The organism is Vreelandella glaciei, from assembly GCF_013415125.1.
Taxonomy (GTDB): Bacteria; Pseudomonadota; Gammaproteobacteria; order Pseudomonadales; family Halomonadaceae; genus Vreelandella; species Vreelandella glaciei.
Genome location: NZ_JACCDE010000053.1, coordinates 1 through 17,275 on the forward strand (window position 1 = coordinate 1; position 17,275 = coordinate 17,275).

The window sequence follows — 17,275 nt, forward strand, 5'->3', positions numbered from 1 at the left end:
TTGTCGGTATCCCATGCTCTGCTTCACTTTGGTAGGTAAGGCAGAGAGGGTACCGGCGCTGGCCCTCCTGCCTCTACCTTGTGATCCAAAGTGCTGCGCTTATTCTATGAATCCAGGACTTTTCTGGCAAAGAACAAATTATCCGTTGGGAAAATGAGAATGGCTCACTTGCAGCTCTTGCTGAGAGTGTAAAGCATCTTAACCATGCTGCTCAAAACTGGAGGGCCGGTAAACCATTCTGGGGGAAGCATGGGATCGTCGTTGGGCTTATGGGAAAAGCAGCATGCGCCATTTACTCAGGACAACGCTACGATGTAAACAGCAGCGCTGTTATTCCAAAAAATAAATCCAACCTGCCCGCACTTTGGGCTTTTTGTGAATCTGGAGATTTCAGCAAACAAGTCCGTCTTCTTGATAATTCATTAAAACTGGCTCCCAAAACACTTCTTAAAGTTTCCTTTGATCTTGACCATTGGACCAAGGTAGCTGAACAAAAATACCCTCACGGTCTCCCTGAGCCCTATACAGACGACCCCACCCAGTGGATCTTCCACGGCCACCCTTGCGGCTCGGTAGTTTGGGACGAGGAGTCCAAATGGACCGCCCATGGTGCGCTGCGCACCGATGACACCGTGCTGCAGGTGGCCGTGGCTCGGCTGCTGGGCTACCGCTGGCCGGCGGAGCTGGACCCGGAGATGGAGTTGGCCGAGGAGCAGCGCGAGTGGGTCAAGCGCTGCGAGGCCCTGCTCGGCCATGTCGACCGCGACGGTATCGTCTGCCTGCCCGCCGTGCGCGGCGAGCGCCGCGCCGTGGATCGCCTGGAGGCCTTACTGGCTGAGGCCTATGGCGATCAGTGGTCTGCAGCTACCCGCAGCAAGCTGCTCGAAAGTGTCGACCATGCCGGCAAGGGCCTGGAAAGCTGGTTGGGTGACAAGTTCTTCGCCCAGCACTGCAAACTGTTCCAGAACCGACCCTTTATTTGGCACATCTGGGATGGCCTCAAGGACGGCTTTTCTGCGCTGGTGAATTACCACAAGCTCGACTACAAGGCCCTGGAAACCCTCACCTACACCTATTTAGGCGACTGGATCACCCAGCAGAAAAAGCAGATCACTGACGGCATTGACGGTGCAGAAGCTCGCCTGGCCGCCGCCGAGGCGCTGCAGAAGAGCCTGGAGCTGATTCTCGAAGGTGAAGAACCCTACGACATCTTCGTCCGCTGGAAGCCCCTAGAAGAACAGCCCATCGGCTGGCATCCCGACCTCAATGATGGCGTGCGCCTCAACATCCGCCCCTTCCTGTCGGTGCCCGACGTTAAAAAGAAAGACGCCGGTGTCTTGATGCACAAGCCCAATATCCATTGGAAAAAAGACCGCGGCAAAGACGTGGAATCCGCCCCCTGGTACGATCTCGGCCCCCAACTCGGCGGCGCCAAAGGCGACCGAATCAATGATTACCACATCACGCTGGCGGCTAAGGCAGCGGCTAAATAACCATAAAAAAGTAAAGATATAAGGTAGAGGTTAACGATGGTCAAGATCACGGATGCCGTGGATCCGGGCAACGCTGGGGGCAGTGTGCTTATCCCCGAAATAACGATAGAGCCTAACCGCCCCGTCACCTTTAAGTGCGACAAGTGCGGCGAAGCCTTCGCGGATCGTGAAGCTCGGCGGCAGCACATCTTCGACCATCACCCCTTCAAAAGGCCTCTGCTGATGGTGGGTAGTCGTATGGTTAACGAACGAGGGCAGGTGATTGCTACCCCATTTCCACCGGCAGACTGGGTGATCCAGCAAACAGAGCGGATCGTCATCGACCAGCAGGAAGTGACCAGCCGACAGGCATGCCAGCGACTTAGCCAGCTCGCCTCAGGCTTCCACGAGGTCACCCTGGCCAGCGCCGACCATGCTGTGACTTACCACATTGAATTCGATATACCCAACGACGCACAGCTGGCCGCGGTCGAACGGGTCTTCAATATGTTGATTGTCAATCAGTCCTTGGAGAGCAATCGCATTGCCCAGCTCATCACGGTGGTCAAACAAGAGGATGGTGCCAGGTTTTACCTGGAAGGCGTCAGTGACTTCCTGTACGGCGTGCTGGCAAAAGATCAGAGGGGTGGCACGAGCCTGAGCCGAGATGACTATACCGCCAAATTCCATGCCGCCCGTGAAGCACTAAGATTCATGGATCGCCCTCTGGCCAACCTGATCAAGGCGCTGGTCAACTTTAACGACAACGCCTTCAGCGAAGCAGAGGCCCTTGCACCCGATGGCCAGGTCGCCATTGCTTGCCGAATGATGAACGGGCTCCGCTCAGGCAAGCATTGTCCGGCCCCCGATACCAGAATCGCCTCCGGTCACAACCTGCCAGTAGATACCTTGACCGCCGAGATCATGCGCTTTTGCAGCCTAACACTGGCGGAACAGCAGGAGCAGCTGCCTCAGTTGGAACACTTGGCCAGCAAGCGCCTGACCACCGACCATGACCGGGTAAAAATCCAGGCACTGGCCATGAATACCTACTGGGAAACTAGAGAACATGCTCGGGCTGCCAGCTGGGCCAAGAAGCTTCGCCATAGCCCGCTGTTCGAGAACCTGGCCACCCGTATCATCGAGGAAGTAGAAAATGACTGACTCCCCGAAGGACGATAAAAAGTTCGTCCCGATCTTCAACAAGACCACGGGTATCGTTTCACGCGGCGAGGCCCAAGCTGGAAAGGGTAACAAGACCATTAAACGGCCTGGTGCTCAGTCTTTGACATCTGATACAGCGCCTGAGGTGCCGAAGCAGCATCAAGATATAGGGCTGTCTGCAAGCGACACCAGTGAGGAGAGCGCATTAGTTGCTGCGTCCAACCCGGAGTCAGATAAGGTATCCGGTACTCTCACCATCTCGAATGGAAACAAAAATATTACGCGGGTTTTCGATATCATCCAGCGTTTCTATGTGACCTCGGGCGCACCGAAGAAGATAACCGAGCCAGCCTTGAAAAAATTGGAGGAGCGCTCCCTATCGGCTGTTCAGTACTCGGAGCTTCTAGATCTCGCCCAACGTGAGGACGCCTCGCTTACTCGTACCGTCAACCTGGCCTTCGCCGCCTTCGAAATCCATAGCAACCTCACCGTCAAGGATCTACTGCTGAAGTACACCGTTGACGCAGGACGAGAAAGTTTCGATTTGGCTCTGGAAAATGTTGATGTCTGGCTTCCTCTCACGGGTGAGGAACTTCCCCCTGCCAAGGAGCTCTTCAGGCGCTACGCCGCCAGAGCAGAACAGCTAGCGTCCAGCAAGGAGATGTTAGCCAAGGAGAAAAAGGAGCGCCAGGCCAAGCTGCGCAACCTGCTGTTCCTGAGCTTGATCTGGCAGGCAAACCAAGGATGGGTCAAGGAAGATGAGGTTCTGCGCTTTTTGCGCGCAGATGGCATCTTCACCATCAGCACCCATTACCCCAGCCAGGCGATGGAAGTATTGCTTAAGACAGCCTACACCCAGAACAACGCCGACTTTTCAGCGCTGGGCTGGCTGTCGAGACAGATCGAGAACACTAAGGCCAGCCAATCTAGTGAGCTTGAACGGCTGCAGCGAGACAAAGAGCGCCTCACTATCGAGCATACCCAGGCACAGGAGGATATAGAGGCATTACGCCATGAGCGAGACACCTTGATCAATAAGATCGGAGAGCTTGAAGAAGCGCTAAACCTGCAGAAGCAGAACGCCCAGCATGCCAGCATCCACCAGGAAGATGACAAGCACCGGTTACGTTCCCAGGTCACCAAGGTATTGAAGAGCGAACTGCCACGTCTTGAGGAGGCGCTAATCGCTCTGCAGCGCGATCCGCCCAAGCTACACATCGTTTCGCACTATGTGGAAGAGACGCTTGATCATCTAAAGAAAGTTCTTCGTGATACAGAAGGAGAGTGATATGGAAGTCTTTGGCTTCGACTTTGGCACTACCAACAGCCTGATCAGTCAGGTGATCGGTGGCCAAACCGTAGTATTCGACCAAGGGGGCGAACCCTATCCTTCTGTCGTCTGTTATGAAGGTGATAGCGTCATCTGCGGCAGCGAGGCTAAGAAGCGCTTGGCAACCCATGAGATCGGCGTTATCGGTAACGTGGTTCGTTCTCCCAAGATGCTCTTGGATCGGGAGCACGTGCATGTCGATGGTGTCCCTAGACGCCCCCGCAACATGGTAGCGGATATCGTCAAGCACGTGGTGATGGCTACCGAGGAGGATCGGCGCTATAAGCTTGAGCGGGGTGTCAGTCGCGCCGTCGTCACCATTCCAGTCGATATGGACGGTAAACAGCGCCGCGAACTACGCAAGGCTTTCCATCAGGCCGGGCTGGTTATTGAGCAGTTCGTGCATGAGCCCATGGCAGCACTCTATGGCTATTTACGCACCAAGGATGACCCCGCGAACGAGATTCGTCGCCTTGAAGGGCATTACCTGCTGGTCTTCGACTGGGGCGGTGGAACCCTAGACCTCACGCTATGCCAGGTTCAGAGCGGCATGTTGGTACAGGTCCGTAACGACGGTACCAACGAACTCGGTGGGGATGTGATGGACGAGGCTATCCGTCGAGAAGTCGAGAAACGCGCCGTTGAGGCGTCAGGCCTTGATCCAGATGACGTCGATATCGACCCTGGCGCAAGCCTGCGCCTGTTAACCCGAGCCGAAGAGGCAAAAATCAAGCTGTCGACTAGGGAGCAAGAACCTATCTATATCCCTGGTTACTTCCGGAACGGCATTTCAGACCCCGATATCGACATCCTGCTGACCCGCAAAGATCTGGAGGAGATCATCGGCCAGAAAGTGCGTCAAGGGGTCAAACGAGCCAAAGCGCTGATTGAATTAGCTGACCTGACCACCTCGGACATTTCGCTTTGCCTCGCAACCGGTGGCGTCGTCAATATGCCAGCGATCAAATCAGGGCTTTATGAGATGTTTGGCGCCACTCGGGTCGAGATCTCCGAGCGTGGCTTTTCCATTATTTCGGAAGGCGCCGCCTGGATTGCACATGATAAAGCGCGGTTGCGACTGGCCAAGAACATCGAGGTTCACGCTGCACGCAACCAGCACTTTCCTGTCATTGGAGCGGGCTATGAGATGCCCACTGCCGGTGAGGTTAGCGAGGCAGAAATGTTAACGCTCTACTGCACCGATCCTCGCGATGGCGTTGGTAAGGTCAGCCTGCTCTCACCTACTCGCCATGGCCGCCATGTGCAGGCTAACGACGCACGGCAATCTCTGGCCTGTCTGAACGTTAAGGTCGAGCCTTCAATGGCGAAGCTTTTCGAGCGAATCATGCTCCGTCTGGAAGTGGACGATAACTTGATCCTGCACGCCTCGGCGAAATCAGCCATTAGGGGAGATAGCGATAGTGCAGATATCCATTCGTTAGAGTTCGGTCTGGACATCATGCAGGGCATCACTGGACGCTCTATGAGCGATTCCACCCAACAAAGTAGTAGAGTAGAGAGCTTGGCAAAAAAGCCTGAGGGTCGTAGCAGCCAGAGCGAGCAGCCGGTAGGGGGTGTCCTGCTGCGACCCAACGTGGCCACCCGCGATGACAGCTCTCTGGTACCTGGAGAGGCCCTGGTCAAGAAGGAGTTGGGCAGAGCTGGTGGGCACTTCCATCATGTTGATGAACTAAGCGATCTTCAGCGGAAAGAGAGGGCCTCCTATGCGCCCTGTAGTTACTGCAGTAGACGTGCCGGGGATCCGCAATGCCGTTGCTTGTCAGGCAATTGATACCTCTTAGCGTGTCATAAAATGATCACGCACTGATGACTAGCAGCCGATAGCGGGCAAGGGTGCGTGGGTAAAAAAACGACCCTTTTATGCTGATGGCAAACCGCACATCAGGGTGGAAGGGCAGGGAGCAACAGAGAGACATGAGTAAAAAGATCAGCGGGGCGGAGTTCCCACTTGCCAAGATTTTCAGTTCAGATTTTGAGTATCTGATTCCGTCCTATCAGCGCCCCTACGCCTGGACGACCGACCAGACTTCAGAGCTTTTCGACGACTTGTACGATTTCTATCGTAGTGAGGATGAGGAAGGGTACTTTCTTGGCAGCATCGTGCTCATCAAGGAAGAGGGAAGCCCTAAAGCTGAAGTGATCGACGGTCAGCAACGTTTAACCACGTTGACGATTCTACTTGCTACTATTGCGGCCCAGTTGGAAGGAGAGGATCGAAGTACGCTAAGCCAGTACATCACTGAGCCAGGAAACAAGTTTGCAGGGTTGAAGCCAAAACCACGTTTAACGCTGCGTGAAAAGGATAGAGAGTTCTTTACCCGTTATGTTCAAGAGCTAGCGTTCAATAAGCTTCTAGCTTTAGAGCCTGCCTCGCTTGAAAATGACTCCCAGAAAAATATCCAAACCAATAGCCAGCTTATTATCAAACGGCTTAGCTCACGTTTCGGTGACTCATTGGAAAAGCTGGATGGTTTTATCAGCTTCTTATTGCAACGGTGTTTCCTTGTGGCGGTTGCTACACCAAGCCAGAAGTCCGCTTTTCGCGTATTTTCTGTTATGAACAGCCGTGGCCTGGATCTTCAGCCGACGGATATCATCAAAGCGGATGTCATCGGCAAGCTACCGACCACCAGCGAGCAGGAAATCTACAACGAACGCTGGGAAGATATGGAGGTTGACCTGGGCCGTTCTGGCTTTAATGATTTATTTGCCTACGTGCGCATGATCTATGCCAAGGAGAAGGCTAAGCGGGCGTTGCTAGAAGAATTCCGTAATCATGTTCTTACACAGGTCAGTGATACACGTACGCTGATTGAGGAAGTATTAGAACCTTATGCTGAGACCCTTTCGATTTTGCGAGAGTCTCATTACGTCGCCGAAACCGACGCCGACAAGGTCAATCTTTCATTGCGCTGGTTGAACCGAATAGACAACTCTGACTGGGTGCCGTCTGCTATGGTTTTCCTGGCAGAACATAAGAACGAACCTGCCTATGTGGCCTGGTTCTTCAGAAAGCTGGAACGCTTGGCGGCCTACATGCACATTTGTGCGAAAAACGTGAACCAGCGTATCGAGCGCTATGCCCTGCTAGTTGCAGCACTTCAGCAATCGCATAAATACGACAACCCGGTCCAGGTCATCGAACTGACGGAAGATGAGAAGACCGAAATGAGGCGGGCCCTGCAAGGCGACATCTATACCCTGACTGCCCGTCGACGTAACTATCTGATGCTGCGCCTGGACTCTTTTGTATCGGATGGTGCGGCAACCTATGACCCAACGGTGCTGACCATTGAGCATGTTCTGCCGCAAACTGTTCCAAGCGATAGTGGTTGGGCCGAATGGTGGCCAGAGCCTGAAGTGAGAAAGCAGTGGGTTCACCGTTTAGCCAACCTTGTACCATTAAACAAGCGCCGAAACTCTCAGGCCCAAAATTATGATTTTGGGAAGAAGAAAGAGGCCTATTTCCGTGGACGCAGCAACGTTTCATCCTATGCACTTACCAGCCAAGTGCTCGGTGAAGGCCAGTGGACACTTAAAGTGGTGGAGAAACGTCAGTCAGATTTGATCGAAGTGCTAGCCGATAAGTGGGAATTTTAAGGCATGCTGTTACTAGAGAAGATGGTTGAGCAGATTCGTAATGCTGCCGCTCACAACCCCGAAGTGCAAGTCGCGCCGGCCTGTATCTTATGGCCAGATCGCGAGCGGCTGTGGGAACCTGTCATCAACCAGATTCAGTCTGCACTACCCGAATTGTTGGTGTTAGGGGAGTATGCGCCTGAAGAGCGTCGAGGCCCGGCCATTTGGTTGCGGTGCGCTATCGCCGGTACTGTTGAGGGAGTTGCCCTTGATGAAGGTAGGGCGCCCATTCTGTATTTACCTGGTGTTGGTCGGCAGGATTTGCGGGCCATTAGCGAGTGCCCAGAAGCTTTGAAGCCTTTAGCAGAGCTGCAGTATCGAGGTGTGTTGTGGTCTCAGGTTAATGCGAAGGATTGGACGCCGCGTGCTTTTCTTACCACAGAGCAGGGCGGGCTTGGTTTGGATGTCGCCCGTGATGCGGCAACTCGCCAGGCGTTACACGCGGCGTTGCCACGATTGCTTAAAGAGTCGCTGGGTAGCTTACAAGGACGTCATTTAGATGGAGATGACTTCAATACCCTTTTAATGGGCGGTGATCCTGTCCGCGATGTCTTGGAGTGGCTGAGCCAGCCAGATGCTGTAAAAGCAAGTGGGTCTAGCCCTGAGTGGCAAGCCTTTTGCCAAGTATGCCACTCTCAGTATGGCATCCACCCAGAACGTCAGACGCCATTGGAAGCCCTTACCTACTTAACTCAGCGCCAAGGTGCGTGGAGCACGGTATGGGCACGCTTCTGTGAAGCCCCACATCGCTACCCTCAGCTGGTAGAGCAGCTTCGACAACAGGCGCCACCTGACCTTGGGCTGTTTCCAGAAGCTGAGGATATGCAGGTGTGGCCTCAGTTAAATCAGCAGGAAGAGGAAAAGCTTTACCATGCTTTATGTGAGCTAGGGAACCTGCCTGCGCCCCAAGCAAGGGCGCGACTTGATGCCTTAGAAAAAGATCATGGGGGGCGGCGCGACTGGGTATGGGCGGAGCTAGGGGAAAGCCCTTTAGCGATGGCGTTAGCGCCGCTTAGCTTATTAGCCAAAGCAACCCAGCGCAGCTTGGCAGGGGGCCAAGCGGACGATATGCATAGGGCCTACGTTCAAGAAGGTTGGAAAGCAGATGACGCGCTTCTGAAAGCACTGGCTGAAGTGACTGGCCAGCGTGAACAAGAGGCTGTGTTTACCGCTATTCGGGCGTTCTATCTCAGTTGGGCCGATGATGCTGCCCGGCATTTACAACACGTTTGGCGGCCAGGCGTTGATGGCTTGAAACGAGATGAGCCCTCTCCTCATGCGCGTCAGGGGGAGTGTGTTCTGTTTGTCGATGGATTACGCCTAGATTGTGGTAAGCGGCTCGCCAAAAGACTTAGCCAACGTGGTTTGAATGTTGTGGAGCATTCAACTTGGTCGGCTTTACCTAGCGTGACAGGAACCGGCAAATATGCGGTGGCTCCCATCTTTGGCAGTAGTGCCATAAAAGAAGAGCCGGAGAGCTACCAATTCACACCGATTACGCCACATCTTTTCAAGAAGTTACTACGAGATAATGGGTGGCAGGTATTGGAACGCCGCCAAGTTGAACAGCTGCATAAAGAAACCCTAGATACATCACAGCCCGCATGGTGCGAGTTTGGAGACATTGATCATGCTGGCCACGAAAGTGGCTGGAAACTCGCGCAGCGTGTGGATGCTATGTTGGCCGAGGTAGCGGAGCGCATTCAAGCCTTACTTGCCCAAGGGTGGGCGCAAGTGAGGATAGTGACTGATCATGGCTGGCTGCTAATGCCTGGCGAGCTACCAAAAACAGAGCTTTCCGCTAGCCTGGTGGACTCTAAGTGGGGGCGCTGTGCCTCGGTAAAATCAGGGGCTAATACGGCGACAGTACGTTTTCCTTGGTACTGGAATGAACAGGTGCACTTTGCGTTAGCTGAGGGCGTCTATTGCTTCAAAGCAGGTGAGTCGTACACCCATGGTGGTTTGTCTCTGCAAGAGTGCGTTACGCCGGAGCTAGTAGTTACCGGATCAGCTGAAATCACACCTCTTGTAGTGATCGACGAGTTAGTTTGGAAAGGGATGCGCTGCACCGTGCGCGTGGAAGGCGAAACTGATGGGTTAATGTTGGACCTACGCCGTCATGCGGCAGACCCCAGTACTAGCTTGGTGTTGTCTTCTAAGCCGTTTAAGGCAGGAGGGAAAGCATCGGTTGTGGTTGATGATGACGACCTAGAAGGTGAGGCTTCCCAGGTAGTGATCGTGAATGAAGCGGGACATGTGGTTGCACAATGCTTAACCACCATTGGTACTGATGACTGAAGGGAATTGCCATGGAGCTCGATGATCTGGATCGCAAGGCCGCCGAACTATTGGATGGTTTCTTGGTTCGCAAAGATCTGGTGCGTACGTTTGCTCGCCAGTTTCCTGTACCAACGTACGTGGTGGAGTTCCTGCTCGGCCGCTACTGTGCAAGCACCGATCCGGAAGAGATTGAGGAAGGCCTGGAAGTAGTGCAGCGGCAGCTCAAGTCACGCACCATCAAGGCTGGCGAGGAAGAACTGTTCAAAGCCCGCGCTCGTGAGAAGGGCGAAATCAAGGTTATCGACCTTATACAGGCGCGACTTGATACGAAAAATGACACCTATATGGCGAGCTTGCCTAGCTTACGCCTTAACGATGTGCGGATTCCTGACGAGTTGGTTAGCGAGCACGAGCGCATGCTGACTGGTGGCTTCTACGCGGAACTGACACTGGAGTACGACGCTAGCATCGCCCAGGAGCAAGGAGGCCGCCCTTTCGGAATCCGAGCCCTGCGAGAGATCCAGTTATCAAAACGTGATGTGCTCGACGAACTAGCCCGTGCACGTCGGCATTTTAGCACTGAGGAGTGGAAAGCCTTCTTACTTCGTTCAACTGGTATTGAAGCAGCTGGGCTGAGCGAGCGCCAAAAAGATGCCATGCTGCTGCGTATGGTGCCCTTTGTGGAGCGCAACTATAACGTGGTGGAGCTTGGGCCCCGCGGTACAGGTAAGAGCCACTTGTTCCAGCAGGTATCGCCTTATGCCCACCTGATTTCCGGCGGCAAGGCCACTGTGGCCAAGATGTTCGTCAATAACGCCAACGGCCAGCGTGGCCTGGTGTGCCAGTACGATGTGGTCTGCTTCGATGAGGTATCTGGTATCTCGTTCGATAACAAGGACGGCGTTAATATCATGAAGGGCTACATGGAGAGTGGGGAGTTTTCACGGGGGAAGGAGAGTATCCGCGCTGATGGCTCTATCGTGCTAGTCGGCAACTTTGATGTCGATGTTGAACATCAGCAGCGCATCGGTCACCTGTTTGGACCGCTGCCTGAGGAGATGCGTCACGATACTGCCTTTATGGACCGCATTCATGCCTTTCTACCAGGCTGGGACGTACCCAAGGTTAGCAAGGAGCTCTTGACCGACCACTTTGGTTTAGTGAGTGATTTTCTTTCTGAATGTTGGAGTCAGTTGCGTAACCAAAGCCGTGTATCGCAATGGCAGGGGCGTGTCTTTTTTGGCGGAGCGTTGTCTGGGCGTGACACTAACGCGGTTAATAAAACAGCAAGTGGTCTCTTGAAGTTGTTATATCCTGGAGATGACTTAACACCGAGTGAAGAAGATATAGAGTGGGCAATTCACATTGCGATGGAAGCACGCCGACGGGTAAAGGAACAGCAAAAACGTATTGGTGCCGCTGAATTTAGAAATACCCACTTTAGCTATACCATGGGGGAAGATGGTGTAGAGAAGTTTGTTGCCACTCCCGAGCTGCAGAGCGATAACAGTATTGGTAATGATCCTTTAGAGCCAGGGCAGGTATGGTCTATTACTCCTGGTGGACAAACAGCAAATGGGCAAGAAGAGCATCCTGGCTTATTTCGTATTGAAGTAAATGAGGGGCCTGGTACTGGCGTTAAAATTCTTAATAAACCCGTGCCACCTGCTTTTCGCGAAAGTGTGGGTTATGCCGAGCAAAACCTTTACACGCGCGCTGGGCAATTAGTAGGCGACAAAGAACCAAGGCAGCATGAGTTTACTATTCAGCTCCGAGCATTTGATGCTGCTAAATCAGGTAGTAAGTTAGGTGTGGCTTCTTTAATAGCCATGAGCTCCGCTTTATTAAAAAGAAGCGTGAGAGGTGGTCTTATAGTAGTAGGGGAGATTAATCTTGGTGGGTCAATCGAGCCAATTCATAACCCTGTCACGTTAGTAGAGATCGCTGTTGAAAAAGGCGCGACAGCTATTCTCATGCCAGTGACTTCTCGAAAGATGCTGTTTGACTTGTCCGATGAGATGGCCACCAAAGTCGATATTCAGTTCTACCTAGATGCCAGGGATGCACTTTTGAAATCGTTAGGTGACTGATTGTAGAACCAGGGACGATCAGATCACCTTCTTTAAATATTGATAATTATAGGGCTTACTGGCCCTCAACAAACAGCGAAAGCTGCTGACGATGGGCGGGTTTTGCTTTTTTAGCGCGCTGAGCAGGAGGTTTTCGTTGTCTGGCGAGCTTGTCCACAATGGCTTGACTGGCTTCTCTGGCATCCGGGGTGCGGCGAAGCTCATACAGCATCTTCTTCCAGTGGCGCGCCTCACATTCAAAGTCGTTGGGGATTGGGTAGTTTACACCAGGCTGAAAGCCGAACCGCTGGCGTAGGATTTCCGGCAGTGCCCAGGGCTTGGCGCGCCACTCTAATGGCAGTGTCGTTAATTCCGGCACCCAGCGGGCGACAAACTCGCCGCTGGGGTCGTTATCCTCCGCCTGTTTGATGGGGTTATACACCCACAGCGCGTTAGTGCCCGTGGCACCTGCTTGCATCTGCACCTGGGGGTAGTGAATACCCGGCTCGAAGTCGGTAAATAGCCGCGCCAAGTGCAATGCTGGTTCGTACCAGTGCAGCCCAAGGCCAAAGGTGGCGTGGGAGATCAACATGGCGCGCATGCGAAAGTTTATCCAACCAGTGGCAATTAGGCTGCGCATGCAGGCATCGACCAGCGGCACGCCGGTTTGGCCGCGCTCCCGCAGGCCGCGCAACGCTGGGTGCAGCGTCTGATGCTCAATGCTGGGTTCGCTTTCCAGCTTTTGAATAAAGTGGCAGTGCCAGTGAAGCCGGGAGGCGAAGGCGCGCATCGAGCGCGTCCAAGCGGTGTCTTCAGCATGCTTTTTTCGTTGGCGGCGCAGCGACTGCACCACTTCGCGCATGGAGAGCGTGCCCCAGGCCAAGTGGGGCGAAAGCCGTGAGCCAAATTCCCAGGCCAGCAGCGGTTTAGAAAGCGAGCCGCGGTAGCGCCGCCCGCGCTGGTTTACAAAGCTGCGCCACACTGCGCGACCTTCGCTCCGCCCTCCTTGCTGACGCTCGGGGCAGGGCGTGGTATCAAACCCTAGCGTCAGGCCGTGAAGGTGTTTAACGTCAATATGGTGAAAGGCTTGCCAGCCCTGGGCCGCCTGGGCGTTTTGTGGGGCAGTGGCGGTGGGCGCCGTCATTAACGTTTCCCACTGCTTTTCCCATGCGTTGAGGTCGGCTACTCTGGATTTTAAGCCACGCACGACGCCGTGCTGGCGTGCTTCATGCCATGGCGTTTCGTGCTGCTGGCACCACGACTTGACGTCAAGGTCGCGGGCAAAGCTCCAGGCGTTGCCGGTCTCCTCGTGGGAGTGAAGGGCAATCTCGCCATAGTGCGCTTTAAGCGCGGCCAGCAGGTCCAGCATGCTGCCCTGCCATAGGCACAGCGGCAAACCCAGCGTTCCCAGTGCTTGAGAGAGATCGGCCAGTGAGTCGGCAGCAAATTGCCAGTGGCGCAACGCGCTGTCCGGCGCCTGCCACTGCTCAGGTTCAATGGCGAATACGGGCAACACGGGGCCAGCCGCGGCTGCGTTTGAAAGCGGCGTGTGATCATGAATACGTAAATCGCGTTTGAACCAAACGACCTGAATGGGTGCCTTAGCCATTTGTTACCTGGGCGATGCGGGCTATTCGCCGGGAAGCTTATTCGTGATGGGAGCTATTCGTCATAACCTCAGAACGTTACCATCAAGCCACTACTTGAGCCACTTACCTAGCAGCACCGTTGAACAGGAGCGTCATAATGTATATCGCCATGAACCGTTTTCGGATTGCCCCAGGCCGCGAAGAGGACTTTTTAGAGGTGTGGCGCAACCGCGATTCTCACCTGGATGAAGTGCCGGGCTTTAAGCAATTTAAGATGCTGCAGGGTGAAAGCCAGGAAGATCACACTGTGTTTATTTCCCACAGCGTATGGGAATCCGAAGAGGCCTTCCGCGACTGGACCAAGTCAGACGCTTTCCGCAAAGCGCATGCCAATGCTAAAGCGCCGGAAGGCATCTATTTAGGGCCGCCTAAATTTGAAGGCTATGAGGTGGTTTTGTAAGCACTCATAAAACAGTAACCAATAAATAAGATGAAAATAGGTACGGCCGCTCGGCTGTACCTAATTCATGAGATATAGACTCTGAGGGATCAGGCTAAAAAATCCGAGTTACTCACAACTAAAATGGGTATTCAATTTTCCTGTAACGGATGAATGGACTTAGAAATTTATTAAGTGCCGCCGGTGTGCATGTCAACTTAACCATCTCTTAACCTCGCCATCTGTAGGTTGCCTGGTAGTCAACGTTAATTACGGATAACTACCTTATGGCGCGCCGCTTCTCTTCTCTTCTTTTGCTTGTCTTCAGCGCTGCGTTACTGGCTGGTTGTGCCAGTACGGGCGAGCGGCAGGATTATTTGCGGCAGGCTGAACGCTTACCAGCAGAAGTGTCATTTGCAGAAATTGATGAATTGCCAGGTACGGCGACAAGTCTTACCGCGCTCATTGACAGTCGCGAATTACAATCTCTTGTGCAGGAAGCGCTAGATAATAACCCTGGTCTGCAGCAAACCCTCTTGGCCCTTGAACAGAGCCAAGCGACATTGCGTCAACGTCGCGGCGAACGATATCCAGAGCTGGAAGCTGGCTTTAGTGCCAGCGATACTGAGGACTCGGAGGAACAGTACACAGGCTCGCTAACGCTGAGTTGGCAAGTGGATGTGTGGCAGCAAATCGAAGATGGTATCAATGCCGATGAACAGAGCCAATTTCAGCAGCAGGCCACTTATCAGGCAGTGAGGGATACGTTAGCCGCTGAAGTGATGAGTAGCTGGCTAAATCTCGTGGCGCAAAAACGCTCCTTAGCAATAGAGCGTCGAAGACTGGACACGTTAGAGCTAAACGAGCAGCTGATTCAGCAACGCTATCAGCGGGGTTTGGGCGGTCTGGACGACTTGGATAGCGCGCGCAGTCTAACCTACAGTACGCTCGCTTCTGTGCGAGAACTTGAAGATACCATTCAACAAGACGAACGGGCTTTGAACAGCCTGTTAGGCCGTATGGATGACAATCCCTACCAAGTGCCGGATCAATACCCCTCAGTAGAACGGCCGCTGTCTGGCTTGCCAGAGCAGACCTTGGCGCGACGCCCTGATTTACAAGCAGCTTGGTACGCTATTGCCGCTGCGGACTATAACGCAAGCGTCGCCTACAAAGATTTGCTTCCACGAATTGATATCCAAGCCGCCCTGGAAGATGTGGCGACATCACCCAGTGACGCGTTGCTTACTGATCCTGTATGGAGCCTGTTAGGACAACTAACCGCACCGCTATTTCAAGGAGGGCAGCTCTACGCTGCCGCTGAAATAGCATCGCTTGATACGGCTATTCAGTATGAGACCTATCGTGAAACCTTGTTAACCGCAGTAGAAGAAGTACGCAATGCGTTAGGTCTAGAACAAGCGTTTGCTGAAAGACGGGCCTATATCCGCCAAGCCCTGGATAAGCAGAGTCTTGCATTGGAGAGGTATCAAGAAAGATATCGAGCGGGCAACGCCACCATCTTGGAACTACTCAGTGTGCAACAAGAGACTTACGACCTTGAGTCTCAGCTCGACTCGCTAATTTATAACCAGCTTGATAACCGAATTACTTTAACGCTCGCCTTGGGTTTGGGGATTGACGAATGAGCCGTAAAAATGTGCGCAGGCTAGTGTTGGTACTGGCCTTATTATTTCTCGTAGTGGTGTTTGTCTATAGCGGTGTTCGAATGGCCGAAAACATGAATAAGCTGCAGGAAACACCCCCTATTCAGGAGCCACAAAGACCCACTGTCAATGTTGTAGAAGTAACGCCTGGCACATATCGAGCCAAGGTTGAGGGAGTAGGTAGCGCTGAAGCCCTATTCGAGTTAGACCTAAATAGTCGCATTAACGGGCAAGTGATAAGTGTCAGCGACAGCTTTAACTCTGGCCGGTTGGTCGTGCAGGGAGAGGTGTTAGCCACGCTTGAAGATAGTCAGTGGCAAGCGGAATTAGCGTCTGCGCGTGAAGCCCAGGCAGAAGCGTTAGTCAGCTATTTAGAAGAGGAGCAGGAAGCGCAACAAGCTGAGCAGGAATGGTCTTCTTCAGGAATATCAGGATCTCCACTCTCTACGTTAGCTTTACGGGAACCTCAGCTAGCCGCCGCTCAAGCTGCCTTGGATAGCTCGCGCCAAGCCGTTGCAGAGGCAGAGAAAAACCTCGCTAGTACTCAAATTAAGGCCCCTTTTGATGCGATCGTCATCGGCCGAAGTATCTCACCAGGCAGTTATGCTCAGGCGGGTAATGAGATTGGCCAATTGTTGAGTGCGGACAGAGTGGAAGTGGTCATCCCCCTTTCTGCGAGTGATTGGTCGGTTCTGCCTGATGAAGATGAGTTAGTTTCAGGCCGTCTCTCAGTGGAACTGACGCAAATAGAAACCGGAGAGCAATGGATTGGCTCTGTGATTCGCACCGAGAAGAATCTGAATAGTGATACGCGTCAGCGGGCATTGGTCGTCGCAGTAGATGAACCGCTTGTACAGGAACCCAACCTCTACCCCGGTACGTTCTTAAAAGCACAAATTCCTGGGCGTTCCGTTGCCAACCTTTGGAAGCTGCCAGCCTCAGCACTAAGCCAGCGTGAAGAAATTTTAACCGTCTCGGAAGAAGGCCTCCTAACAGCACATCCAGCCAATATTATATTTTCCGACCAACAGCACCTTTATGTTCAGCGCCCAGAAGGTTATGACCAAGCAACGGTCGTCATCCAGCCTCTCAGTAGCTACAGCGAAGGCATGGCTGTGACGCCACAAAGCGAGTTGTCTGATGACTGAACGTACTTATAAAGGTTTGATTCCTTGGTTTGCCGCCAATCCAGTGGCGGCCAACTTGCTGCTTATGATCGTCATTGTTGCTGGCCTGCTGACCGTAGTTGATCTGCGTAAAGAAGCATTTCCTGCCGCTGAACCTGATAGCCTCACGGTTTCGGTTACCTACCTTAGTGGTTCCGCTCAGCAAAGCGAGGAGGGGGTTGCGATTAAGATTGAGGAGGCTCTAGAAGGCGTCACTGGCATTAAATCCGTCACGTCGACCTCTGATAGCCAGGGTGTTACCGTCACTGTGGAAGGGCAATCAGATTATAGTCTCGATACCTTACTGAGCGATGTTAAAAACCTGGATTCATAGAATAAGCGCAGCACTTTGGATCACAAGGTAGAGGCAGGAGGGCCAGCGCCGGTACCCTCTCTGCCTTACCTACCAAAGTGAAGCAGAGCATGGGATACCGACAAC

12 protein-coding genes are annotated in these 17,275 nt (G+C 53.3%); 11 read left to right on the plus strand and 1 reads right to left on the minus strand.

The genetic code is table 11. From position 1 onward, the window contains the following. Positions 1-269: 269 nt before the first annotated feature. The 7 genes from HZS80_RS22305 to brxL all read left to right on the plus strand — a co-directional run bounded on the left by HZS80_RS22305 (position 270) and on the right by brxL (position 11,996). Complete coding sequence (locus HZS80_RS22305; protein WP_218927813.1) at positions 270-1,493, plus strand: hypothetical protein; 1,224 nt, start codon at positions 270-272, stop codon at positions 1,491-1,493. Positions 1,494-1,529: 36 nt separating this feature from the next. Further along, entirely contained in the window at positions 1,530-2,636 is a 1,107-nt protein-coding gene (locus HZS80_RS22310; protein WP_179917353.1) for a hypothetical protein, read from the plus strand. Beyond that, entirely contained in the window at positions 2,629-3,924 is a 1,296-nt protein-coding gene (locus tag HZS80_RS22315) for a hypothetical protein (RefSeq protein WP_179917354.1), read from the plus strand. The genes HZS80_RS22310 and HZS80_RS22315 overlap by 8 nt, the downstream gene beginning before the upstream one ends. A 1-nt stretch (position 3,925) precedes the next feature. Further along, complete coding sequence (locus HZS80_RS22320; protein ID WP_179917355.1) at positions 3,926-5,758, plus strand: Hsp70 family protein; 1,833 nt, start codon at positions 3,926-3,928, stop codon at positions 5,756-5,758. A gap of 143 nt (positions 5,759-5,901) precedes the next feature. Beyond that, positions 5,902-7,587, plus strand: coding sequence for a DUF262 domain-containing protein (locus HZS80_RS22325; protein ID WP_179917356.1), 1,686 nt, complete (start codon positions 5,902-5,904; stop codon positions 7,585-7,587). A 3-nt stretch (positions 7,588-7,590) separates the two neighbouring features. After that, the gene (gene pglZ / locus HZS80_RS22330; RefSeq protein ID WP_179917357.1) at positions 7,591-9,924 is read left to right on the plus strand and encodes a BREX-1 system phosphatase PglZ type B; all 2,334 of its coding nucleotides are present in this window, start codon (positions 7,591-7,593) and stop codon (positions 9,922-9,924) included. 11 nt (positions 9,925-9,935) lie between these two features. Then, positions 9,936-11,996, plus strand: a complete 2,061-nt coding sequence (gene brxL / locus HZS80_RS22335; RefSeq protein WP_179917358.1) for a BREX system Lon protease-like protein BrxL — start codon at positions 9,936-9,938, stop codon at positions 11,994-11,996. A 55-nt stretch (positions 11,997-12,051) separates the two neighbouring features. Here the strand turns inward: brxL and HZS80_RS22340 are convergent, their stop codons facing one another. After that, on the minus strand, positions 12,052-13,584 hold the full coding sequence (locus HZS80_RS22340; RefSeq protein WP_179917359.1) for a cryptochrome/deoxyribodipyrimidine photo-lyase family protein: 1,533 nt from the start codon (positions 13,582-13,584) through the stop codon (positions 12,052-12,054). A gap of 137 nt (positions 13,585-13,721) precedes the next feature. Between HZS80_RS22340 and hmuQ the strand changes: the two genes are divergently transcribed. From hmuQ to HZS80_RS22360, 4 genes are all read left to right on the plus strand, one after another. Further along, positions 13,722-14,024, plus strand: coding sequence for a heme-degrading protein HmuQ (gene hmuQ / locus HZS80_RS22345; RefSeq protein WP_035560873.1), 303 nt, complete (start codon positions 13,722-13,724; stop codon positions 14,022-14,024). Between the two features lie 266 nt (positions 14,025-14,290). Next, complete coding sequence (locus HZS80_RS22350) at positions 14,291-15,652, plus strand: TolC family protein (RefSeq protein WP_179917360.1); 1,362 nt, start codon at positions 14,291-14,293, stop codon at positions 15,650-15,652. Then, entirely contained in the window at positions 15,649-16,818 is a 1,170-nt protein-coding gene (locus HZS80_RS22355) for an efflux RND transporter periplasmic adaptor subunit (RefSeq protein ID WP_179917361.1), read from the plus strand. Before HZS80_RS22350 ends, HZS80_RS22355 begins: the two co-directional genes overlap by 4 nt. Next, the gene (locus HZS80_RS22360; RefSeq protein ID WP_179917362.1) at positions 16,811-17,170 is read left to right on the plus strand and encodes an efflux RND transporter permease subunit; all 360 of its coding nucleotides are present in this window, start codon (positions 16,811-16,813) and stop codon (positions 17,168-17,170) included. Before HZS80_RS22355 ends, HZS80_RS22360 begins: the two co-directional genes overlap by 8 nt. The last annotated feature ends 105 nt before the right edge of the window (positions 17,171-17,275 follow it).

Bases quoted from the DNA above. Each gene is read 5' to 3' on its own strand.
- HZS80_RS22305 (WP_218927813.1), top strand. From the start codon at position 270: ATGGGAAAAGCAGCATGCGCCATTTACTCAGGACAACGCTACGATGTA.
- HZS80_RS22310 (WP_179917353.1), top strand. From the start codon at position 1,530: ATGGTCAAGATCACGGATGCCGTGGATCCGGGCAACGCTGGGGGCAGT.
- HZS80_RS22315 (WP_179917354.1), top strand. From the start codon at position 2,629: ATGACTGACTCCCCGAAGGACGATAAAAAGTTCGTCCCGATCTTCAAC.
- HZS80_RS22320 (WP_179917355.1), top strand. From the start codon at position 3,926: ATGGAAGTCTTTGGCTTCGACTTTGGCACTACCAACAGCCTGATCAGT.
- HZS80_RS22325 (WP_179917356.1), top strand. From the start codon at position 5,902: ATGAGTAAAAAGATCAGCGGGGCGGAGTTCCCACTTGCCAAGATTTTC.
- pglZ (WP_179917357.1), top strand. From the start codon at position 7,591: ATGCTGTTACTAGAGAAGATGGTTGAGCAGATTCGTAATGCTGCCGCT.
- brxL (WP_179917358.1), top strand. From the start codon at position 9,936: ATGGAGCTCGATGATCTGGATCGCAAGGCCGCCGAACTATTGGATGGT.
- HZS80_RS22340 (WP_179917359.1), bottom strand. From the start codon at position 13,584: ATGGCTAAGGCACCCATTCAGGTCGTTTGGTTCAAACGCGATTTACGT.
- hmuQ (WP_035560873.1), top strand. From the start codon at position 13,722: ATGTATATCGCCATGAACCGTTTTCGGATTGCCCCAGGCCGCGAAGAG.
- HZS80_RS22350 (WP_179917360.1), top strand. From the start codon at position 14,291: ATGGCGCGCCGCTTCTCTTCTCTTCTTTTGCTTGTCTTCAGCGCTGCG.
- HZS80_RS22355 (WP_179917361.1), top strand. From the start codon at position 15,649: ATGAGCCGTAAAAATGTGCGCAGGCTAGTGTTGGTACTGGCCTTATTA.
- HZS80_RS22360 (WP_179917362.1), top strand. From the start codon at position 16,811: ATGACTGAACGTACTTATAAAGGTTTGATTCCTTGGTTTGCCGCCAAT.